Consider the following 23,089-nt stretch of genomic DNA (forward strand, 5'->3'; position numbering starts at 1 on the left):
TTCTCTGATCCAGAAAGGCCTTTTGCTTTTTAACCTTACTGTAATTGATAAACAGTCGATCCATTCATCACAACAGCTTTGTAGACTTGGGCTCCGCATTCGAAAAACATCGAGTTACCCAATGTTTTAGATATACATCCCGCGGGCAAGGTATTTAAGATCCCTGCCGGTTGAACCACCACGTAACTCACCTGCCCCGGAACTTGCTGATACAGAACACCATTACAGTTTTGATAAGCTATACCTGATATAACCTGCGTGTAACAACCACCCGGCAGCGCAGTAACCGGTTGCGCATCACGAGCATCGTCACGGCGATCCATTCTTCGCGCTGTTCTTCGGGCCGCCTGGCGTGCTTCGTCATTATCTTCCCAATCGGCCTGAGCAGATCCGCCGAAATTTACCCCATCAACCTTAGCATCTACCACAGGTAACGCCGCGGTTATTGCAGTAGCTGTCAGAGCAATTACAAGATAACTTTTGATGTTCATGATCTTTCTCCAACTCAGTAAATGATTAAGTTGGAAAAATGATAATCGTTGAAGAGAGGTGGGGATATACCGGAAAGTATATACAATGGCCAGTGCCACTGACCGGTATAGGGTTTAAACTGTTTTAAGATCGCTCTTCGATCATATTGGCTCTCTTTCGTAACTTTAAAAGGTTCCCTTGAAAGCGATCAGCCCACATTTGTAAAAGTTCATCTATATCGTGAAAATCACGTTTGTTCCCTGACCAAGTTTCAACGTCACCTTCTAACCTATCCTCAATTGAGAGCAACATTTGATCAGAGGCTCCATCATATAAATCCAGCCTGATTCCCGCGACAAAAATAGTCTCTTCGTTTCCGGCAATACCGTTATAAGCTTCCTTTCCTGCCTTATAGATCAATCGAATAGGGATAAAATCTCTGGCTGTCATTCCAGGCTCAAGACGCTGAGCATCCAGTAACATCACCTTCACATTCAATTTTTCTCCAGCGTTGAATACCGACTTGCCAGAAGAGTTTGGGGTTTGATTGTAATTCAATTTTTGGTTCAAGAGTTTAGGAAAGACACTTTGAACCTTAGCTATATCAGCTGCAGTCACACCTACAAATTGGCCTGTTCGATCGACTTCAACACCCACAACCTCTATCTGAGAGTAGCCAGCAATTTGCTCTTCCGTCACTTGTGGGTGTCGCCAAATTTTAGCTGTATCTACCCATGGGTGCGGTTTATACATGCCTTCAGAAGAAGGCTTAGATTGCTGTGTAACGCAACCAGCTAGGGCAAAAAGACATAAAGGTAAAAGCAAAAGCCTTTTATCTATGCGCATCCAAAAATCCACTTAGCAAATAAACCTATTTAAGGATTGTAAGTCCTTGCATAGAAAAACCAATGATTAACGATCTTCTAACATTCCCGCGACGAGTAACAAGCGCATTAACTGGGCAACACTTCTTACGCCCAATTTATGCATTACTCTGGAACGATGGATCTCAACTGTACCTTGAGCAATCCCAAGATCGATAGCAATCACTTTATTAGCGCAGCCTTGAGCGACAAGATGCATTATCTCTTTTTCTCTTGCCGTCAGTGACTCTAAGCGCTGCTGTACTAAGGATTTCTCAGCTAGCTCTTCTCTAGATTGCTGATCACTTAGAATCGCTTGCTCGATTTTCTCTAGTAACTTTGCTTCTCGGAAAGGCTTTTCAAGAAAATCCAAAGCGCCTTTTTGAATACATTCTACCGCCATTTCAACATCACCATGACCAGTGATGAAGATAATTGGGATCAGAGCCTTTCGTTTGATCAATTCATCTTGCAAAGCAAGTCCGCTCATACCCGGCATTCGAATATCTAAAACCAAACATCCTGGCTGCTCAGCATCAAAAGCATCGAGAAAACTAGTCGCATCGATAAAGTCACGCACCTCGTAGCCATCGGATTCAGCCATCATGCGGATCATATCCCTAAGCATGGCATCATCGTCGACTACAAACACTGTACCTTTCTGATTTTCTGTCATAGCGCTCTACTCAACTTCCTTTTCTTCAACAACGGGTAAACGGATAATAAACTCCGCTCCTTTTAGCGAATGGTTCCCGGCTGTCAACTTACCTTTAGCCGCTTCAATTAAGTTTCTACAAATAACTAGCCCTAATCCCAAACCACTTTCCTTGGTGGTTCTAAAGGGTTCAAACAAGTGCGCTTGTATTTCTGTATCAAAACCCGGGCCATTATCTAGTACGGATAAGCAGATATGCCCATCTTCCTTATACAGGGTCAACTCAATTCTGGCATCCGCTTGATTCTCTAACACCTCTACAGCATTGTTAATCAGGTTGACCAACACTTGTTGCATCTGGGTTCGGCTCATTTGAATCCAAGCCGTTTCTGTCTGATTAAATTCCACTTCAACACCAGCTTGCAACGCTCGATGGGACATAATATCCATACTCTCTTGGATAACGTCGGTGAAATTAATGATGTCTTCTTTGGCTGGCTCTCGACGGATAAAAGACCGTGTACGCTGAATAATTTTGGCGGATCGTTCTGCTTCATCGCCAATTTTAGTAAGACATTCAAGTAATTTTGGATCAGCATTACCCTGCTTGCTTAAGCGCAAGGCGATATCAGAGTATCCCATAATGCCAGCTAGAGGTTGATTCAGTTCATGAGCTAACCCAGTAGCCAGCTGGCCCATAGTGCCCACTCGCTCTAAATGCACAATTTGGCTTTCAGCTTCCTGTCTTTGATTAATCTCATGAAGCCTAGCTCTATTTTCCTCTTCTATACGCTGGATCAACTGGTTAAATGCATCGGCGAGTTCATCTAGCTCATCCTCTTGTTCATTCTGAGTTCGATCTAGATTCAAAACAGGTTGATCAGTCCCCTCTTTCTGCTGCTTCATAAAGTTGATCATCCTCAAAAGGTGTTGACCTACCAGACTGCGAAAAAGCATAAACATAAAGAAAACAACAAATGCTGTTTTAAAGCCATTTTTGATAAGAATAATATAGAGCTGACCAAGCATATGACTAAATATTGCGTCGATACTAACGACTAGCTCTATAGCCCCAAGTTTTTCCCCTTCACGCAGGATATTAATAGGGTAGCTTCTTGAGTTTATAGATTCATTGGCAACATACTCCAAACGCTCACCATCAGCCAAATGCAGTTTATTTGCATCTACAAATTCTAACTGATTGATCCCTTGAAGCAGCTTATGCAGCTGTGCCCTATCATCTTTCCAGATTGATTCTGCAATTGCTGGAGACATGGTTGTTTCAATAAATTGTGGCACCTGATCTAACTTACGAGTCAGTTGACGAAATTCAAAGCCAAACTGAATAGCCGTGAGAATTAATGTCACTAAGGAGCTAAACAGCACCACTCGTAGGACAAGCTTGCGTCCCAACTTATATTGAAAAAATCCTATTTCTGAATTCTTTACCACGATTTTGACTCTATTTTTACAAACCCCATATGGGTATATGCATATTTTCGGTTTAGACCCTATTTCCTACTATAAGAATAACTATTACCTAGGATCAGTCTTGTGAAAATAGCATTGTCTACCCAGCAGATAGCCCCTGTCTATCCCAGCAAACCCGTACATGCTGAGAACAGGCATATTAGTATTCCGGAAAAAAGAGAGAATGCTGAATTCAAGGCAGTTTTACTGAAAGCTCATCAAGTAACACAAAAAAAAGAACTTGTGGAGATATATCGTCATATTACCGAACGGGCATCGGAACTGTACAACGGAGAAACAAAACCACGCGAGTTAGAGATTTACCAGTATGATGGTAAGCGCGAACTAAAAATCAAACATCATTCAGCCGCGCATAGATTACATATTACAGTCTAATGAAGGGTTGGCGGCTCTTTAGGTTCATCTGGAACGATGATGTGGCCACTACTATCCAGTACTAATACACCATGCTCTACACCTAACTCCAACATCTGCTGTAACATCATCTGAGTAAGGTGAGCGCTAATAATCAAGCCTGCAGGTGGATCACCGTCGAACAGATCTTCGTCGATTAAATCTTCCGGTCGAAGCCCTAATAACAACGGGTTCTCTGCAACTAAAGGTGCTATCTCTTCAGGAGCAAAGACAGAGTAATCAGAGGAGATATCGAGCGCTTGTTGATAGGCATCTTTACTACGAGAGTTTTCCTGCAACGCATCTAAAAATGCAGATTCCGCTGCAGAAAAAATACCGGAGAGTTTACTCACGCCACCTAAAGCGATATTGCGAGTAGCAACCTCAGAAGTACTGTAGTCAACATCGATTGAGTATTGAGAGTCTTGATTCAACTCCTCCTCATCTACCAAGACATTGCCCTCTTCATCAATATCAAGCCACTCTCGCTCGACAGCAACGGCTAACAATCCCTCTAGAGCTGCAGCTAAAATATTGCAGCAAATGATGACTCCGACAGAAGGGTTTTCGCTTTCTTGGCGATTCATGATCAGATCACCTGCACGTGCAGCAAGTAAGGTCGGATCTTGTTCAATAATCTCAGCTAGCCTATCCGCTTCAATAAATAGAACCTCATGGCACAAACGCTCTGCTGTTAAATAAGGTTCTGAACAACCAGTTGCCTGCATTCGTGCCACATATTCTGCACGCACATCTTCCAGCAAAGCTGTCAGTAATCCACTCATAAGGCACCTAATTTATAAATTTATTTGCAAGATTAGCATTTAACACTAAGGTTACTATGACAATGGTCGATTGTTACTAAGGAAGCAACAAAAAAACTTAAGGAAATCAAAAAATGCGCGCATGGAAACAGGGCTCTGACAAGCCGACCGAAGAGGAAGAAGGCAGTATCTATATTTTATCGGACAATTAGAGCAAAGAAAGCAGCCTGTCATATTGGGTAGTTATTGACAGGCTTTCTTCTAGTGAAGCGTCATTCCTATAGGTGCAACACCTTGCTTAAGCTCATCAAAACGCTCACGCAGATCAACTAGCTTAGTCAAACCATAATCCTCTGGCGACGTTGGCAGTTCAAACCAATCCAATGCCCAAACGCGCGTCATCAGCTCGTACTCGCCGATCAATGCATCAAGGAAGATCATAACGGCTTCAACTCGCGGATCCATATCCAGCACTTTTGGCGCATCTTCCAGATAAATCTCCAGATGAAGGCGCTTTTCCACGATCACTATGCGGAACCAAAAATCCGATAGTTCACAAAATTCATCGCCGATATTGATCGTCAGCGGTACTGGGTCATAGCGATTATTAAACGCTTTAAACTCAATACCTGTAAGGTCTGGCGCAGCACCAATCAGGCTCAAGACCGACTGGATGGACTCTGGAAAGCCGTCGCAACCGAATACCATTTCGATTGCTCCATTTTGATCTTCATCACTTTGAAAATGGAACGTAAGATTACGATCAATCTTCTGTAACTGCTCGCGATACTGAGTCAAAAGAGGCTCAGCATCAAAACGGTCATCACTACGGCTAGACAGCAACTGCTCAATTGTATCCTGCAGCTGCTCCCAGAAGGAGCTTATCTGTTTTCGATCTAAAATCATTAGCGGGTGCGCTTATTACTTCGTGCGGTAAATCTTAAGTGCGTGGAACGACTACACCTGTCTGACCTTGATATTTACCATCGCGGTCTTTGTATGATGTTTCACAGACTTCATCCCCCTGAAGGAATAGCATCTGTGCAACACCTTCATTGGCATAAATTTTTGCCGGTAGTGGCGTAGTATTGGAAAACTCTAGGGTAACGTGCCCTTCCCACTCAGGCTCTAAGGGTGTTACGTTCACGATGATGCCGCAACGAGCATAAGTGCTTTTACCTAGACAGATAGTTAAAACATCACGTGGAATTTTGAAATACTCAACAGTACGCGCTAGCGCGAAAGAATTAGGCGGGATAATACAAACATCCGATTGGATATCGACAAAGCTACCATCATCAAAGTCTTTTGGGTCAACAATAGATGAATTTATGTTGGTAAAGACTTTAAATTCATTTGCACAACGAACATCATAACCATAACTGGAAGTACCATAAGACACGATGCGTGAGCCATCCACTTCACGAACCTGACCAGGCTCAAAAGGTGAAATCATATCTTTTTCATCCGCCATACGACGAATCCAGCTATCTGCTTTAATGCCCATATTGGCTTTCCATCCGGGTGATAATTTCGAGCCGGCAATTGTACCTTTTTTACGTATAAGGAACAAAAAAAACGACCTCAAATGAGGCCGTTTTTTGATTGAAGGGGGAATTCAATTCAATTTTGTATAGGTTTCATTACTTCTAGTTGAGAAGATTAGCCGTCTTCTCATATTGCTCAGCTAACCAAAACTCTGCTGCGGTTTGTCCTTCGTCACGTAGTGTATTTGCCTGACGGCGAAGCTCTGCAGCCATCTCGCGACGTGTTAAAGCGGAGGGTTTTGGCTTCATCATTTTTATATTTGCAGTTGCTCTATAATCCATCGTTCATCCCTTTACTTATTGTTATAGTGTTTATTATTTATACAGCTTGAATATTGAATTGTAGACCCCTTTGTTGAATCCACCCAAATATCTGTTCGATATTTGATCAGAATCAATTTATAGATCGAGTGTGAAAACGGTGTTACACGACCAATCTAAAAAGACCACCAGAAACAAATAAAGCCCTATAAAGGGCTTTATTAAAGAGTCAAAACAGCTCAGTTATTGCTTAGTCATCTTCAACAATAATGGAAGGCACGCGGATATCATTGTCTGCGTTATGCTTTGCGAGTCTCGCAGCAAGCGTACGTGCAACCTTTCGATAGATCTGCGCGTGTTCACCTTCAGGGTCTGCAGCAACCGTTGGCGCGCCCGAATCAGCTTGTTGACGAATTGTCAGCGCTAAAGGTAACTTTCCTAATAACTCTGTATCGTAAAGCTCTGCGATTTCGGCACCGCCACCGTCGCCAAAGATCGCTTCGTTATGACCACACTGACTACAAATATGAGTACTCATATTTTCCACAACGCCCAGAACATTGATATCTACCTTACGAAACATCTCGATACCTTTCTTGGCATCAAGTAAAGCAATGTCCTGTGGTGTTGTAACGATGACAGCGCCAGAAACTGGCACCTTTTGTGACAGTGTTAATTGAATATCACCTGTACCCGGCGGCATATCGATAAATAAATAATCGAGATCTTGCCAACGAGTCTGTGTTAGCAGTTGCTGCAGTGCGCCTGCGGCCATAGGACCACGCCAAACCATAGCCGTGTTATCTTCTATTAGATAACTCATGGACATAGATTGAAGGCCATGGGCTTCTACAGGGTTAAATGTCTTTTCATCATAAGGCTGCGGACGAACTCCTTCTGCAACGCCCAGCATCATACCCTGACTAGGGCCATAGATATCAGCATCAAGAACACCGACTTTAGCCCCCTCAGCTGCCATTGCTAGCGCCAAGTTAACCGTAGTCGTTGATTTACCAACACCACCTTTACCTGAAGCAACCGCGATAACATTTTTCACACCTTCCATAACTGGAATACTGTTTTGGCTAGGGCTCGCCGCAATAGCGTGGCCAATAGTAATATCGCATTTATCTAAGCCACCGATCTCTAATAATTTAGCCTGCAGATCCGCTTGTAATTTCGAAGCGACACCGTTGGATGGATAGCTTAATACTAACTCTACGCTAGCTATTGATCCTTCTGCTTTGACTGCCTTTACAAAGCCAGCAGATACAAGATCCGTTGCTGCAACATCATCCTGAAACTGACCTAAAACTTGGTTAATTTGCGCTTCAATATTTGACACTTTTATACCGCCTAAAAATTTCTTACTTAACTCGGAATAAGCCGAATGCGATGCTCTTTAATAATAACCGAGTAATTTAGTGGGAATAATGCATTTTAATACTTGGGCTGTCCAGACTTTTCCCTGTCACGTCCCCCTTCTTTAGAAGTAAGAAAAGAGACGCTTTCCATGAATACAAAAATAGTTTCGATATTATTTTCTTTAGGCTACATATTGCTCCGCCAATGTTTTCGCACTACAAAAATCTGTTTTACCGCTACCCAGCACTGGTACTTCAGGTACTGCATAAATTTCTGCAGGGAGCGCTAAAGGAGGCATTCCACCCTCTATTAACTGATTTCTCATAGCAGAAGAATCATGCTCGCCTTCAACCAACAGAATAACCTTTTCACCTTTCTTGTCATCAGCCAAATTCACTGCCACTAGTGGTAACTCAGGAGCATTCAACAACTCTCTAATTTGGCCTTCAACAGAGGTTAAGCTCACCATTTCTCCGCCAATTTTGGCAAAGCGACTATAACGGTCAACAATTGTCAGGAAGCCATCTTCATCAACATGGCCTTTATCACCACTGCGATACCAGCGTAGACCATCCATCTCGACGACTGCAGCTTCGGTCTTCTCAGGATTGTTAAGATAACCTTGCATAATCTGAGTACCACCAATCAAGATCAAGCCATCTTCACCCGTCGGTAGTTCTTCAAGTGTATCAGGGTCAACAATACGGAACGTTGATCCAGGTAGTGCCATACCGACTGTTCCCGGTTTGTTACCTACCTGAACAGACCACCAATCAGTATCTAATGAATCAGGCAGGTTTGTGCTGGCAACCGGCGTTGTTTCTGTCGATCCGTAACCTTCAACGACGGGTACATGGAACTTACTTTCAAATAGATCACGCACCTTAGGATCGAGCTTCTCAGCGCCTGCAACCACAGTACGAAGTGATTGAAACATCAATGGATGCACACGTTTATTACGCGCGTACAGACGCATAAATGTCGACGTTGCACACATCAGCGTCGCTTTGTAGCGCGCTACTCCTTTACCAATTTTCACAGCATCGGTTGGATCGGGGTGACATACAACCGGCATGTCTTCGATCAGTGGCATAAAGCAGGTCACAGTTAAACCGAATGCATGGAATAACGGCAAGGTTGCCATAATGCAATCATCATTTCGCACATTAAGCACATCTGCTGTCTGTCGTAGGTTAGCCATAATATTCCGATGGCTAAGCATAACTCCTTTCGGAGCGCCTTCACTTCCGGATGAAAACAGAATCGCTGCTGTGTCTTCTAGCTGGGAAGGCTTGCATAACAGAGCCTGTAAAATAAAGGTAGGAGCAACGCTAACTAAACCTAGAGTAAATATCGCCTCCGTTTTACTTATTTCAGCTTTAATATCTTCCATGTAAAGCACTCTTCGGCCTTCAAATAGACTATCTAGATCGATACCACGCGCTTTAAGCTTTTTCACAAACTTCTTCGCCGTAACAATCGTTTGTACCTCGGCTTGCTCCAAAGCAGATCGAACAGCAGGGATTGGTGCTGTGAAGTTAAGATTTACAACAGTTTTACCTGCCATCAATGAAGCAATATTCGCAATGGCACCGGCACTAGATGTTGGTACCAATAAACCAATATTTTTACCTTCCGTCCGGGCAATCCGCTTTTTAAATAAAGCACAGGCGGTTAATAACTTGGTTTGACTAACCGGACCACCATCAACATCTGCAATAGCGTAACCTGAACGAGACGACTTCATACTACGAACAAAGGCTTGCGGGATTGTCTCCAACGTTTGTGTGTATTGATCCCATGTATGAATCGATAACTCGAAAACCTTTTTCTTCACTTCAGCAGCGGTACTGCTGATAGGCATCTGAGCCCCAAACGCTACAGTGACATCCCGTTTTCCAGATTCATTACGAATTTCTTTCATTTTGTCAGTTGAACGAGAGAAGCGACTCCCCCACAAACCGCGCATATAAAAAGGAACAATCACACCTTGGGCATCAACACAGGCTCTTTCAAAACCGCGCTTAAACTCACTGAGCTGACCTAAATGGCTAATAGCGCCTTCAGGGAAAAGACAAACCACTTCGCCAGCACTGATAAGCTCACCCACCTGCTCCAATGCCTGACGGCTCTTACCTTTTGAGATAGGAATAACTTTATAAATATCTAAGAACCAACGTAGATACCAACGCTCATAGATACTACGTTCCATGACAAAGTGAATATGCCTTGGGCATGCCATCTGAATGATCGCCCAATCCAACCAACTTATATGGTTACCCAGTAAGAGTGTTCCTTTACCCGACTCAGGTAGATTTTCGAAACCTAAAACCTGAAGTTTGTACTTACGACGAAACAACATCATCACTAGAAGACGGATGAAAGCCTGTGGTAACGTCACAATCGCAAACACGGCACCAGCCACACCAATCACAGCCAAAAGAAATAGCAGCCACACACCATCAACACTGTTCCAGGCAAAGATAACTGTCATCGCAAGGAAACCAAGCATCATCAGGTTTTGAATAAAATTACTACCTGCTAATACACGTCCACTTTCTGATTCACTGGCATGAAACTGAATCAAAGCATTCAATGGCACACACATCAGCGCACCAAATAAACCAATTGCGAAAAATACAGCGGATTGCATCCACATAGAGGCAAGCTGAGGCAATAAAATTAAGCCTATGGCTACGCCGACAGCACCCACAGGGATTAACCCTACATTGATATAATGTTTAGAAAAGCGGCCAACCAAGATTGAACCGAACAATATGCCCACTCCCGCAAGCGCCATCGTGCCTTGAATCACAAATGTATTGCTCTGTTGTAGATGCTCTTCAGCAAATGCAGGGAATACCGCCAACATAACTTGGCTAATAGACCAGAACAGAGACAAGCCAATAATTGCTAGCCAGATCGGACGTTTGCCTTGTAACAATTTAACGTTGTTTTTAAGCGTTTTACCTTTTAGATAAGCCGATTTATCAAACTTCGAGGTTTGATCAGTTTCACGTAACTGTGGTAACTGATAGGCGAGATAGAGCTCTATCAACGCACCCGCGACTAAGATCCAACCTAGAGGCGCATTTTGAATAAGGCTTTTCTCTGGCGTAATTTCGGTCATACCTGCTAAGCGCATCTCGAAAAGTAACGAGAACACTACTATTCCACTAAGAATAGCGATCATCGTCACCGCCTGAATCCAAGCATTACCTTCACTTAGATTATTTGTCCCCACCATCTCTTTGATATAGCCATATTTAGCAGGTGAGTAGAATGCACTTTGCAAAGCAAGAATAAAGGTCAGTGCAAATGCTGGGATAAATAACCCCATATAATAACAAGCGGTTATTAACAAGGTTATGCCAACCGCCCCCCATGCCGATATGCGCATGACGTTATTCTTGGGATATTTATCGGCAAGGAAGCCAGAGGGGGTAAACAGCATAATAAATGGCAATAGAATTAAGCCATTCACAACTGCGGTCAGTAAAATTTGTAGATCGCCATCATAGGCTTTGAACAAGGTATTTTGGATAACAATTTTATGCCCTAAGTCTACAAATGCATTGATAAATGCAATGCAGATAAAGGCGGTGAAGCCATGTATTTTTAAGAGGTCTTTCATTGTTATCTCCAATAACCCGCTTGCCACGGTATGCTCTATGTATTTCCCTGAGACTATAAAAAAAGCCGGTTTCAAACCGGCTTTTCGATAAAAGTATCATATTTCGATACTTGAGGAACCTTGGAATTCCTTTAGCGTTTACTTAAGAACACCCCACACTCAAGATGATCGGTGTAAGGAAACTGGTCAAATATCGCAAAACGCTGCAACTCATGAGTTTGCGTGATGACTTTTAAGTTCTCAGCTAATGTATCGGGATTACAAGAAATATAAAGAATATTATCGTACTCTTGAACTTGTTTAACCGTATCATCATCTAGACCAGAACGCGGTGGATCGACCAAGACTGTTGTAAAGTTACACTCTTTCAAACCAAGGTCTTTGGTACGTCGTTTCTCTACTGCACCACTTAATACTTGAGAAAACTCTTCTGAACTAATTCGCACTACATCAACGTTATCAATGTTGTTCTCTTCAATATTAAACTGTGCCGCTCGTACAGATGTCTTAGAGATTTCAGTCGCTACAACTCGTCTGAAATTTTGCGCCATAGGCAGGGTAAAGTTGCCGTTACCACAATAGAGTTCAACCATATCTCCGCCCGCATTGTGAGTAGCATCTAATGCCCAGGAGATCATGTGACGACACACTTCGCCGTTTGGTTGCGAGAAACTGTTTTCGACCTGCTTATAGATATAACCTCGACCATTGATATCGAGCTTCTCGATGACAAAATCTTGATCTAATAGGATTTTAGTTTTGCGTGAGCGACCAACCAGTTGAATATCATATTTCTCTTTAAGTTCACGTGCAGCTTCCGTCCATGTCTCATCGATTGGACGATGGTAAAGCAGCGTCACGAGTAGTTCGCCGCTTAACGTACTTAGGAAATCGATCTGAAACAGTTTTCTGCGCAACACTTCATTCGGACGAATATCTTCAAGTAGTTTAAACATCACCTCTTCAATTCGTGTAGACACCATTGGGCAGTGATCTATACGGATACGGGCGTGCTTGTTACCCTTTTCAAACATCACATAGTAAAGGTCATCATCTTCGTGCCAAACACGAAACTCACAACGCATGCGATAGTGACTCTTTGGTGATTCAAACACCTCTATCTCTGGCAAATTAAAATCAGCAAACTGTTCAGCAGTCGCTTCTTTTTTAACCGCTAATTGCGCTTGATACTTTTCGGGTTCAACAACAGAGATAGACATTCATGCCTCAAACAAAGAATTTTAAACAGAGAAAAAGGGGGATAAATCCCCCTTGTTAAAGTTGTCTATTCTAGCAGGATGGGAACTCAGGAAAAACTACTCTTCACGCCCCCACAGCCTGGATGAGAGAATTTATAACGACCTGCAAGTTGCTGCCACTGATTCACTTTAACTTCTAAACCTAAACGTTCGAGATAGTGATAGCTCAATCGACTGGATATCTGGCAACCAAGCACATTAGTGACATTAGGTAAAATCGCATCAGCCACATGTACAGCGGTGAGCGCAGAAAAGTCATCTGACCTGCTCGATGCGGGAAAATGGTGGAATAAAACAGTTTCAATTACCGCAGGAGAAATATTCCAAAGCGAAAGTAAATAAGCTCCTGCTTCGGTATGACTGACCCCCATACGCATTTTCTCGACCGCATACAAAGGCTGATTAAGATCGCTCGCCTCCTGCATCACCTTTTGATAGCCCTGCGGATCGTGGGTAGCAAATATCAACATCCCAAAATCCTGCAAAAGCGCTGCAAGAAAAGCTTGATCTGTAACAATCGGGGAGGCTTTAACGGTACGACATATTTCTCTTGCTAAACCAGCGACCAGAACCGAACGGTCCCTGATATGTTCAAACGCAAAACTACTCCAACAACTGTCCTGAGGGAAATGCTCAAACACTTTATTGGTCAATACCAAGTCACGCACTTCTCGCACACCGAGTAAAGCAACCGCTTCCTGCAAACTACTTATGTTTCTTTCCAATACAAAGCAGGCTGAGTTAACCAGCTGTAGGATTTTTGCCGCCATCGCCATATCTTTTTCGATGATAGCTGCAATAGTCCGAGCATTACTTTTTGAAGAAGATAGCGCTTCATTAAGCTCCAGATAGATATCTGGTAATGAGGGTAACGTTTTGACGCTTCCGACCAACTCTCTGACTTTGTCTTGCCCTAAAATGCGTTGAGCTCTAGCACTTTCCGAAATTCCCTCGCCTAACAAAGCCGGTTCAATGTCTAATGGATAGAGACGATGACAACACTCAGAAAACGCTACGCGCTTGGCAATACTCATCGGTTTATAAAGACCAACTCGCATAGCCCCAGGCTGGATATCAATGAGCTTTTTAATTTGGGAAAGCTCTTCTTCAGAAGTGGCTATACCTAAATGAAAAAGAATGATGGAATATGGCTTTTCTTGGGCTAATTGAAGCAATTGCCCCCAATCTGTAACCAAGGTTACAGCGTAATCGAAATTTCCTTTTAACTTACTTAAAAAAGTATCGGCATCCGTTGCATCAGAACACAGAAACAGAGCCTGATTGAGCTCTGTATGGTGAGTAAGCATAAAATCACTTTTGGCTGAACGTAGAATACATAAGAAATTTTACGTTCTTAAGAGTTTACTTCTCCCTTAACCAACACAGCCTGCTAAAACGTCATGTATCCCTGCAGACCGAACAGTCGTAAAGCTTACTTAATTATGGACAATTTTCCTACTTTTTGTATGGTTTAAATAAAACTACACAAATCCTACCTGAGCTTGGTACTCCGCTGTGATGATCTGCCAGCGAGCCAACTCTGGCTCCATACCAATGTCTTCGATATAACTCATACTCAAACGGCTCGACATATCGCAACCAACAACACTGGTAGCCGCTGGTAACAGAGCATCCGCTACATGCACTGCAGTTAAAGGCGTAAATCCAGCCGCTGAATTAGCTTTAGGAAAATGATGGAAGAGAACGGCTTCTATGACCCGGGGTGGAAGATTCCATAGCGCGAGAAGGTAAGCACCTGCTTCGGCATGAGTCACTCCCAACTCTAACTTTTCAATGGCATAAACTGGTTGCTCCATTAGCGCAGCTTTACTTATTACACGGTGATATTCACTAGGGTTATGGCTAGCCAACACCAAAATACCAAAATCATGCAACAACCCAGCAAGAAAAGCTTGCGCTTGTACATGACGATCTGCTTTAGCTGCCCTAGCGATATGTTGTGCCGCTCGAGCCACAGCCATTGAGCGCTGATGAATCTGTTTAAAAGAGAAGCTTTTCCAATCATCCGTTTGTGGATAAGACTCAAAAAGATGAGACGTCAGTACTAAGTCTCTAATCATTCTGACACCCAGAATGGTAACAGCTTCATGAATGCGATTAATCTCTCGACTTAGACCAAAATATGCTGAATTAACCAACTGCATTATTTTTGCAGCCATCACAGGATCTTGTTCAATAATTTTGGCTATTTCTCGTGCGTTTGAGCGATCGGAATTCAAACAATTATTTAACTGTTCATAAACATCAGGCAGTACAGGAAGTGCTTTTAAGGAGGTAATATAATCTCTAACTACGGGCTTATGTATCAAACCCGTTACATGCAAACTATTGTGTATGTCATCCACAAGATCTTGAGGATCACAATTAATCGGCAATGCGTGATGTGCAAGCTCTGATGCTCTTGCTGCTTGCATAGGGGTGAGCGGGCCAGAGATAACAACACGGATAATTCCGGGGTGTTTATCCACAACCGTTTGTAACACATCTAGACCTTGGGAAGGATTATTACCCAAGGGAAAAACTAAAATATTTGCAGCTGTATGCTCCAGTGCCGGCAGCAGTTGATCGACACTTTCTACCGAGATCGTATCCCAATCGGCAATATCAGCAACTGCAGTTCCTAATTTTAAACTTTCTGGGCACAATTCACAGAAAACTGCTTGGTTATCAACTGCAGTGTTAGTTACTCGCGCATCCATATCAATACCTTCTGAACTTAGTGGTCATCCGTGACTGGTGTACTTTCTACCACTCTAGGTCTAGTTTGGTATTTACCCATTGTCCAGAAATGAAACAACTGTATTAAAACTATTCAAATAAAAACTTAATTTGCTCATTATCTATTAATTTTTCGCAAGTACAGTGCCGATAGTTACTCTTCAAAATTCACTTGCAAATAAATAATTCATCTTCACCCAATAGCAAGTTTTTAACTGTTCATAAAATCAGCCAAAACGCGTAGAATCTGCGGTCTATTTTTTAATGATTTTAGGTTTTCAGGCAGATCATGACTGACAGCAAACGCAAAATTCTTGTAACCAGCGCACTTCCTTATGCCAATGGCCCTATTCACCTTGGCCATTTGGTGGAATACATCCAGACTGATATCTGGGTTCGCTTTCAGAAGCAACGTGGTCATCAATGTACATATGTTTGTGCTGATGATGCTCACGGTACGCCAATCATGCTTAAAGCTGATCAGATGGGTATTTCACCGCAAGAATTAATCGATAAAGTAAGCGAAGAACACCAGCGTGACTTCTCTGGCTTTATGGTTGGTTTTGATAACTATCACTCTACCCATTCACCTGAAAACCAGCACTTCTCATCGAAGATATACACAGCTTTGCGTGATGGTGGTCATATTGCTAAAAAGACCATCACTCAAGCCTATGATCCAGAGAAAGAGATGTTCCTTCCTGATCGCTTTGTTAAAGGCGATTGTCCTAAGTGTGGCGAACCAGATCAGTACGGCGATTCCTGTGAAAAGTGCGGCGCTACGTACAGCCCTGTTGAATTAAAAAATGCTTATTCCGCAGTTTCTGGCGCAAAGCCAATCGAAAAAGAGTCGGAGCATTACTTCTTCAAGCTAGGCGATTTTGAATCCTTCCTACGTAATTGGGTAGACAACCACGTTCAGGAACAGATGATTCATAAACTGAATGAGTGGTTTGAATCGGGCCTGCAAAATTGGGATATCTCCCGTGATGCACCTTATTGGGGTTTCGAAATTCCAGATGCTCCGGGCAAATACTTCTACGTATGGCTTGATGCACCTATCGGTTACATGGCCAGCTTTAAAAACTGGTGTGATAAGAACGGTGTCGACTTTGATGAGTACTGGTCTGAGTCTTCAGAAACTGAGCTTTATCACTTTATCGGTAAAGATATCGCTTACTTCCACACCCTATTCTGGCCGGCAATGCTAGAAGGTGCCGGTTTCCGCAAGCCAACAGGCGTATTCTGTCACGGTTTTTTGACAGTTGACGGTCAAAAGATGTCCAAGTCTCGCGGCACATTCATCATGGCTGAGACATACCTGAAACATCTTCGCCCTGAATACCTACGTTACTATTTTTCAGCTAAGTTGAGCTCCGGCATCGATGATATCGATCTTAACCTTGAAGACTTCCGTATGCGTGTAAACGCGGACTTGGTCAACAAAGTTATCAACATCGCTTCTCGCTGTGCTGGCTTTATTAAGAAGAAATTTGATGGTGAAATGGCACCAGCGCTATCTGAACCAGCGCTATACCAAGAAGCTGTCGCTGCAGGTGAAAGTATCGCTAACGCATACGAAAACCGCGAATTCGGTAAAGCGATGCGTGAAATTATGGCGCTTGCGGATAAAGCTAACCAATACATCGATAACGCAGAGCCTTGGGTACTTGCTAAACAAGAAGGCCAAGAACAAGCCGTTCAAGATTGCTGCTCTATGGGCATCAACCTATTCCGTGTCATTCTAACTTACTTAGCACCAGTACTTCCGCAAGTAGCTGAAGAAGCTCAAGCTTTCCTAAATGTTGAAAACATGGCGTGGGATGCTATCGAAGCACCTCTGCTTAGTCACAAGATCAACAAGTTCAAACCGTTGATGCAGCGTGTTGAAGAAGAGAAAGTTAACGCAATTATCGAAGAGACTAAAGAAGTCTTGGCCGCACTGGCCGCAGCGACAGAGCAAAGCGAAAAAGCTGAAGCCGGCCCGCTAGCTGAAGAGCCAATTGCCGATACGATTGAGTTCCCAGACTTTGCTAAAGTCGATCTGCGTGTTGTACGCATTGCCAAAGCGGAACATGTAAAAGGTGCGAACAAGCTTCTACAGCTCACACTAGATCTAGGCGGTGAAACACGTAATGTCTTTGCTGGCATTAAATCAGCGTATGCTCCTGAAGATCTAGAAGGCAAACTAACTGTAATGGTAGCCAACCTAGCTCCTAGAAAGATGAAATTCGGTGTTTCCGAAGGCATGGTTCTAGCAGCAGGCCCAGGTGGTGAAGATCTATGGATCCTCAACCCTGACGAAGGCGCACAACCAGGTATGCGCATTAAGTAATACATTAAGGGGCAGATTTTCTGCCCCTTTTTTCATTCCAGTTCTAAGCACTCATTCACGCCCTTTATAATTCCCCCTCTTCTAGCCGGATCAATTATCAAAAACCTCCGAACAACACAATTTCTTTCTCATAGAAATTAATGGGTTATATTTCAAAGCAAGAAGGTCTATGCTGTTGGATAAGGTCTTTTGCTAAACACCGATACTTGGCTAACACACCTTAAATACCGCCGATTTTTTTCAGGAGCAGATATGCCGTATAACGAAGAGATCATGCAAGAATTGAACGTATTAAATATGTTTAACCTCGATACAACGCAAGAAGGTATTAAAGTTCATTCCTCCGCTAAACCAGAGATTATCTCAGCCACACAGCGCCTATTTGATAAAGGTTTAGTCACGCAAAACGACGGCGGATATTTAACGCCATTAGGGCACGACGCAGCTGAAAACAGCCAAACACTATTGACCATACTGCTGACTGAAAGTCGCTTATAGCTGACATAAATAAAGGGCCTCTCGGCCCTTTATTTTTTTGAGCAAAGAGCTCACAGACCAGCATCTGGGTGGGTCGCCATAAAGTGTTCCATTACTCTACGTAGAACAGCTGCATGTTCCTCATCACCCTGCCTTTCTGCTTTAGTAATATCATCTAAGATGATCCGCTTAATTCTCTGCTCACCTTGATGCTCGACTAGATAATTTCCCATCGCCATCGCAATGATCGGATCAACATGTTCATGTTCAGCAATTGCATTAACTTCGTCTGCAGTTAGACCGCTCATCTCTAAACATTCTTTGTAAGTTAACATAACACCCTCATCCCTTATTTAGGTTAGAGAACCTGCATGCCTGTAACCATTGCCTCGTGCTTCAATTGCTCTGTAAGCCTGCCCCGAAGGGGATAGCAAAGTCGTATAGGACTTATTCACAGGTTCCTTAGTAAGTTCACTCTCTATACAAACCCATTCCGAAACCGTTTTCTCTATTTTGAGTGTAAGTTAAATTATCCAGAGCATTCCATTTGAACATATAAAGATCCATCCGAGCTGATTAAGATCAAACTATTGCAAAAATTAAGCAGCACTCTAATATCCACCAGCAGACAACACCTGAATTAAAGGCATAGATATGACCCTGAATGAATTTCTGCAGCAACTGGGAAATAACAAGCAACTAGATTTTGAAGATACTATTCAAGTGATCGCTGATAACTATGAGTTTACCCCTACAGCTTTCACTAACGGTGACGTTCGTAACGAAGTAGGACAAAACGAAGGTAGCTGTAAAATTTTCGCTTTCGCGCAGCTAAACAGCTTAGATCAAGAAAACACCCTTCGCTGCTTCGGCCGTTTCTACCAAGATGTATTAAATACACCTGAAGGCGATGATCACGGTAACATCCGTAACTTTATGCAAACAGGCTGGCAAGGTATTAGCTTTGATGGTAGTGCTTTAACTGCTAAATAAGTACAAAGCTATAAAAGTAAAAGCCGGTATTCAATGAATACCGGCTTTTTTGTAGATCACATAAAACTAAGATACAGGTTTAAGCAAGACTATCGTCAGCGACCTTGTATTTAGGATCTTCAATCACATTCACCTCAACTAAGCTATCTGCTTTTTTCAGTAAAGCACGACACTCTGGGCTTAAGTGACGTAAATGCAGCTCTTTACCCGCTTTTTCATAACGTTCAGCCAAAGAGTCAATAGCTTCGATACCTGAATGATCTATAACTCGACAATTCGCAAAATCGACGATCACCTCAGGTGGATCCATCTTGGGATTAAATTGATCACGGAAAGCCTGAATAGAAGCAAAGAAAAGAGGACCGTTAGGCAGATAAACCTTCGTGTCGTACTCTTCACGTACTTCAAATGCCATGTTACTTGCATGTTTCCAAGCAAATTCTAGCGCAGAAATAATCACGCCCACAACAACTGCAGTCGCCAAATCTACCGCAACAGTTACACCCGTCACAGCAATAATTACAATAAGATCAGAGCGAGGAATTTTGCCCCACAAACGTAAGCTAGCCCACTCAAAGGTGCCAATCACAACGATAAACATAACGCCGATAAGCGCCGCAACCGGAATCATTTCGATCAAGTTTGAGCCAACCAAAATAAAAGCTAGAAGGAATAGCGCCGCAGAAATACCCGAAGCGCGGCCCCAGCCACCCGAGTTTATATTGATCATACTTTGACCAATCATCGCACAACCACCCATACCTCCAAAAAAGCCTGTTGCAACATTGGCAACACCTTGGCCAATACATTCTTTGTTACCACGGCCACGAGTTTCAGTCACCTCATCAATCAATGTCAGAGTCAAAAGTGATTCAATAAGACCTATTGCCGCAAAAACCAACGCATAAGGAATAATAATCTTAAGGGTTTCTATATTGAAAGGAACCATTGGAATATGGAACTCAGGGAAGCCGCCCGCCATAGTTGCATCTGGGTTACCCGTCATATCCGCAAGTACATCTTGTACTGTACGAGCATCCAGATCTAAGCCTATAACCAATAGGGTTACAGTCACAATCGCTACCAGAGATGCAGGAATTGCCCGGGTAATTTTGGGCAGGAAGTGAATAATTGCCATTGTTAAGGCAATTAACCCCAGCATAAGCATTATTTGCTCATCCGGCAGCCAATGCATGTTACCTTCTGCATCCTTGAACTGGAACTGTTCAATCTGGGCTTTGAAGATAACGATAGCCAAACCGTTAACAAACCCGAGCATTACCGGATAAGGTACCAAGCGAATAAACTTACCCAAACGGAATACCCCGGCAATAATCTGGAATATTCCCATCAGCACGACTGCAGCAAAGAGATATTCAACCCCGTGATCCGCCACAAGGTAAACCATTACCACCGCCAATGCGCCAGTAGCACCAGAAATCATACCTGGTCGACCACCAATAGTGGCAGTAATCAGTCCGACCATAAACGCTGCATATAAGCCGACTAATGGCTCAACACCAGCAACAAACGCAAAAGCTACAGCCTCAGGAACCAGTGCCAAAGCCACTGTCAAACCTGAAAGTAGGTCGCTTTTTAGCGATTGTGTCTTAGACACAAGCAATTGGATCATTTATCACCTCGGATAGACACTGGTTCTTTTTTGACCAGACCGTGTAAAAGCGCGCGAGTATAGCAAAAGGAATGGCTAATTTCAGGAATCAGGGACGAATAATCCCTAATAGTTTTTTTCGCAGTAAAGAAATGTTCGCAGATGCAATATCTGAAGCTAATTTTGAAAGTTCTGGAAGATCTTTAACCTCTTGAATATCAATTAATTCAGACAGGTTTTTCCATGCATTAGGCAATTTATCGCAATGCGACATCATGCCGCCATCTTTGTCTGTGGCCAGATACCTTACTCGACCAATGCCCGCAGCGAGTATTCGGGTACAGCACATAGGGCAAGGTTCTAAGGATGTTAGTAACATTAGGCCAGATCTAGCTGAATAATTTGGATATACGCGTTCAAACTCATCGATAACGCCCATCTCAGCATGGGCAGAAGAATTAAAACCTGTAGAGAAAACCTGATTACCCGCTTCCGCTAAGACATCAGCTTCTCGGCTAATCAATAGAGCGCCAACACCATAGTTTCCATTTTCAGCAGCATCCATCGCCAATTGGCAACAACGCAACGCCCAACCTTCAATACCACATGTGTATTCATGGCTATAAGTGGCTAAACGGACCCTTAAATTATCGATATTTACTGCAGTATCAGACATATCGCCCCTAGGCATGTCCATTTGCTGAGTTATGTTACCTAGTATGGATTAAATCAAAGGAAAAGGTCTAATTAAGCAAGGTCGAGTAGATTTAATTGCTTAGGTTGCTGATCCAGCAAAGGTTTTAATTTATAACCTACACCGAGTAATCGCACGGGCCTTCCTCCTCGACTAAATGCATCAATTAACAGTTGGCGAAAATGAGCTAGTTCTGGAATGGCTACTGCATGTTCCGCCGTAGTTTGGATGAAATCAAAAAATTTAACTTTAACGATTACGCCTGTAATTTGTTTATCCTTGCCGTGCTTTTCAAACCTTTCTGCTAACTCCTCTAATAAGGTAGGCAATTTATCTAGACAAGCCTCAACATCACCCAAATCATTTGCATAAGTATGTTCAACACTGATCGATTTTCTAATCCGGCTGGTCTGTACAGGCCTATCGTCAATGCCTCGAGCAAGCTCAAACAAACGCTTACCAAACTTGCCAAAACGCTCGACCAACTCCGCTAAAGAACGTTTTCGAAGATCTAAACAAGTCGATATACCCATCGAATCGAGTTTTTCCGCGGTTTTCTTACCCACGCCAGAAATCTTATCTACCGATAATTCGTCTAGAAATGCGGTGATTTGAGCAGGTTGGACGACATATAAACCATCAGGTTTATTCCAATCACTGGCAATTTTGGCAATAAATTTATTCGGGGCAACACCTGCAGAGATAGTAATGCCAACCGTTTCTTTGACTCTCTGGCGGATCTCTTCAGCAATATAAGTTGCACTTCCCTGACACAGATCTGTACCAGTGACGTCCAAGAAAGCCTCATCAAGAGATAACGGTTCAATGATATCGGTATAGTCTCGAAAGATACTCATAATCTGTCGAGAAGCTTCGCGGTATTTATCCATATTGCCATGTAAGACGGTGAGATCAGGGCACAATTTAAGTGCCTGAGCGGTCGCCATAGCCGAGCGTACCCCATACTCACGAGCTGGGTAATTACAGGTTGCAATGACCCCTCGACGCGAAGGATCGCCACCAATCGCCATAGGTATTTGCTTCAGTGCCGGGTTATCTCTCATCTCAACCGCAGCAAAAAAGCAATCACAGTCACAATGAATGATTTTTCGTTGCATAAAAACAAATACTGTTTATTTATACAGTTATAATATTTTCATTTCATCGAAAAATCAAAATTCTTTGCTAAGCTGAAGGGTAAAGGCTTTAGGGATTCTGGGTAGCTCTCTCTCTTCCTCTATTCAACTACCCAGAATTCCTCCTTCAACCAAATCCGAGAATTTCCATGAATAACGATCCTCATGGTTCTAACACCCGTTCAGGGAAAGACAGACGAGAACTCAAGGACCGACGCGCTGAAGTCAGGTTTGAACCCGACAATCCTAATCGCCGACAAAACTCTGGACGCAGACAAGAAGATGGTGACCTTTGGACCAAAGCAATGAAAGAAAATGACACTGAGGGCAACTAACACCCTGTCATAAAACCGTAAAGCTATCGTCAAAGGTTAGTCATACTCCCACCCTATATTTTTAC

At 43.0% G+C, this 23,089-nt stretch carries 22 protein-coding genes; 5 read left to right on the forward strand and 17 right to left on the reverse strand.

Annotated elements, in window-relative coordinates:
• Window positions 1–35: 35 nt before the first annotated feature.
• The 4 genes from ACMXYV_RS12535 to ACMXYV_RS12550 form a co-directional block, all read right to left on the reverse strand.
• The gene (locus ACMXYV_RS12535) at window positions 36–491 is read right to left on the reverse strand and encodes a hypothetical protein (RefSeq protein WP_415888810.1); all 456 of its coding nucleotides are present in this window, start codon (window positions 489–491) and stop codon (window positions 36–38) included.
• Window positions 492–615: 124 nt separating this feature from the next.
• The gene (locus ACMXYV_RS12540) at window positions 616–1,317 is read right to left on the reverse strand and encodes a hypothetical protein (protein WP_415888811.1); all 702 of its coding nucleotides are present in this window, start codon (window positions 1,315–1,317) and stop codon (window positions 616–618) included.
• Between the two features lie 66 nt (window positions 1,318–1,383).
• Window positions 1,384–2,010, reverse strand: a complete 627-nt coding sequence (locus tag ACMXYV_RS12545; RefSeq protein WP_415888812.1) for a response regulator transcription factor — start codon at window positions 2,008–2,010, stop codon at window positions 1,384–1,386.
• 6 nt (window positions 2,011–2,016) lie between these two features.
• Window positions 2,017–3,357: a sensor histidine kinase gene (locus ACMXYV_RS12550; protein WP_415888813.1), complete on the reverse strand. Its 1,341-nt coding sequence runs from the start codon at window positions 3,355–3,357 to the stop codon at window positions 2,017–2,019.
• A gap of 186 nt (window positions 3,358–3,543) precedes the next feature.
• Between ACMXYV_RS12550 and ACMXYV_RS12555 the strand changes: the two genes are divergently transcribed.
• Window positions 3,544–3,855 (forward strand): hypothetical protein, encoded by a 312-nt coding sequence (locus tag ACMXYV_RS12555; RefSeq protein ID WP_415888814.1) that lies wholly within the window; start codon window positions 3,544–3,546, stop codon window positions 3,853–3,855.
• Here the strand turns inward: ACMXYV_RS12555 and ACMXYV_RS12560 are convergent.
• The 9 genes from ACMXYV_RS12560 to ACMXYV_RS12600 form a co-directional block, all read right to left on the reverse strand.
• Window positions 3,852–4,658 (reverse strand): hypothetical protein, encoded by an 807-nt coding sequence (locus ACMXYV_RS12560; protein WP_415888815.1) that lies wholly within the window; start codon window positions 4,656–4,658, stop codon window positions 3,852–3,854. The two genes, ACMXYV_RS12555 and ACMXYV_RS12560, sit on opposite strands and share 4 nt — an antisense overlap.
• A gap of 240 nt (window positions 4,659–4,898) precedes the next feature.
• Window positions 4,899–5,543: a hypothetical protein gene (locus tag ACMXYV_RS12565; protein ID WP_415888816.1), complete on the reverse strand. Its 645-nt coding sequence runs from the start codon at window positions 5,541–5,543 to the stop codon at window positions 4,899–4,901.
• A gap of 34 nt (window positions 5,544–5,577) precedes the next feature.
• A complete protein-coding gene (gene dcd / locus ACMXYV_RS12570) occupies window positions 5,578–6,144 on the reverse strand; it encodes a dCTP deaminase (protein WP_415888817.1) in 567 nt (188 codons plus the stop codon).
• Window positions 6,145–6,286: 142 nt separating this feature from the next.
• Window positions 6,287–6,466, reverse strand: coding sequence for a hypothetical protein (locus tag ACMXYV_RS12575; RefSeq protein WP_415881890.1), 180 nt, complete (start codon window positions 6,464–6,466; stop codon window positions 6,287–6,289).
• Window positions 6,467–6,695: 229 nt separating this feature from the next.
• Window positions 6,696–7,790, reverse strand: coding sequence for an iron-sulfur cluster carrier protein ApbC (gene apbC, locus ACMXYV_RS12580; protein WP_415888818.1), 1,095 nt, complete (start codon window positions 7,788–7,790; stop codon window positions 6,696–6,698).
• 201 nt (window positions 7,791–7,991) lie between these two features.
• On the reverse strand, window positions 7,992–11,444 hold the full coding sequence (locus tag ACMXYV_RS12585; protein WP_415888819.1) for an acyl-[ACP]--phospholipid O-acyltransferase: 3,453 nt from the start codon (window positions 11,442–11,444) through the stop codon (window positions 7,992–7,994).
• A gap of 131 nt (window positions 11,445–11,575) precedes the next feature.
• The gene (trmA, locus tag ACMXYV_RS12590; RefSeq protein ID WP_415888820.1) at window positions 11,576–12,664 is read right to left on the reverse strand and encodes a tRNA (uridine(54)-C5)-methyltransferase TrmA; all 1,089 of its coding nucleotides are present in this window, start codon (window positions 12,662–12,664) and stop codon (window positions 11,576–11,578) included.
• A gap of 86 nt (window positions 12,665–12,750) precedes the next feature.
• Window positions 12,751–14,010, reverse strand: coding sequence for an HDOD domain-containing protein (locus ACMXYV_RS12595; protein WP_415888821.1), 1,260 nt, complete (start codon window positions 14,008–14,010; stop codon window positions 12,751–12,753).
• A 174-nt stretch (window positions 14,011–14,184) separates the two neighbouring features.
• Window positions 14,185–15,423 (reverse strand): HDOD domain-containing protein, encoded by a 1,239-nt coding sequence (locus ACMXYV_RS12600; RefSeq protein ID WP_415888822.1) that lies wholly within the window; start codon window positions 15,421–15,423, stop codon window positions 14,185–14,187.
• 308 nt (window positions 15,424–15,731) lie between these two features.
• On the opposite strand from ACMXYV_RS12600, the gene metG reads away from it, so the two are divergent.
• Together metG and ACMXYV_RS12610 are read left to right on the forward strand one after the other, a co-directional pair.
• Entirely contained in the window at window positions 15,732–17,777 is a 2,046-nt protein-coding gene (metG, locus tag ACMXYV_RS12605; RefSeq protein WP_415888823.1) for a methionine--tRNA ligase, read from the forward strand.
• Window positions 17,778–18,029: 252 nt separating this feature from the next.
• Entirely contained in the window at window positions 18,030–18,275 is a 246-nt protein-coding gene (locus ACMXYV_RS12610) for a TIGR02647 family protein (RefSeq protein WP_415888824.1), read from the forward strand.
• Between the two features lie 50 nt (window positions 18,276–18,325).
• Here the strand turns inward: ACMXYV_RS12610 and ACMXYV_RS12615 are convergent, their stop codons facing one another.
• Complete coding sequence (locus ACMXYV_RS12615) at window positions 18,326–18,589, reverse strand: hypothetical protein (protein ID WP_415888825.1); 264 nt, start codon at window positions 18,587–18,589, stop codon at window positions 18,326–18,328.
• Window positions 18,590–18,908: 319 nt separating this feature from the next.
• On the opposite strand from ACMXYV_RS12615, the gene ACMXYV_RS12620 reads away from it, so the two are divergent.
• Window positions 18,909–19,247, forward strand: coding sequence for a HopJ type III effector protein (locus ACMXYV_RS12620; RefSeq protein WP_415888826.1), 339 nt, complete (start codon window positions 18,909–18,911; stop codon window positions 19,245–19,247).
• A gap of 79 nt (window positions 19,248–19,326) precedes the next feature.
• Here the strand turns inward: ACMXYV_RS12620 and ACMXYV_RS12625 are convergent, their stop codons facing one another.
• From ACMXYV_RS12625 to dinB, 3 genes are all read right to left on the reverse strand, one after another.
• Window positions 19,327–20,880 carry a SulP family inorganic anion transporter gene (locus ACMXYV_RS12625; protein WP_415888827.1) on the reverse strand — a complete coding sequence of 518 codons (1,554 nt, stop codon included), beginning with the start codon at window positions 20,878–20,880 and terminating at the stop codon, window positions 19,327–19,329.
• An 88-nt stretch (window positions 20,881–20,968) separates the two neighbouring features.
• Window positions 20,969–21,535, reverse strand: coding sequence for a nucleoside deaminase (locus ACMXYV_RS12630; RefSeq protein WP_415888828.1), 567 nt, complete (start codon window positions 21,533–21,535; stop codon window positions 20,969–20,971).
• A 71-nt stretch (window positions 21,536–21,606) separates the two neighbouring features.
• Window positions 21,607–22,671 (reverse strand): DNA polymerase IV, encoded by a 1,065-nt coding sequence (dinB, locus tag ACMXYV_RS12635; RefSeq protein ID WP_415888829.1) that lies wholly within the window; start codon window positions 22,669–22,671, stop codon window positions 21,607–21,609.
• Between the two features lie 167 nt (window positions 22,672–22,838).
• Between dinB and ACMXYV_RS12640 the strand changes: the two genes are divergently transcribed.
• On the forward strand, window positions 22,839–23,024 hold the full coding sequence (locus tag ACMXYV_RS12640) for a hypothetical protein (RefSeq protein WP_415888830.1): 186 nt from the start codon (window positions 22,839–22,841) through the stop codon (window positions 23,022–23,024).
• Window positions 23,025–23,089: the final 65 nt, after the last annotated feature.

The sequence above is a fragment of the Neptuniibacter sp. SY11_33 genome, from assembly GCF_047778025.1.
Taxonomy (GTDB): domain Bacteria; phylum Pseudomonadota; class Gammaproteobacteria; order Pseudomonadales; family Balneatricaceae; genus Neptuniibacter.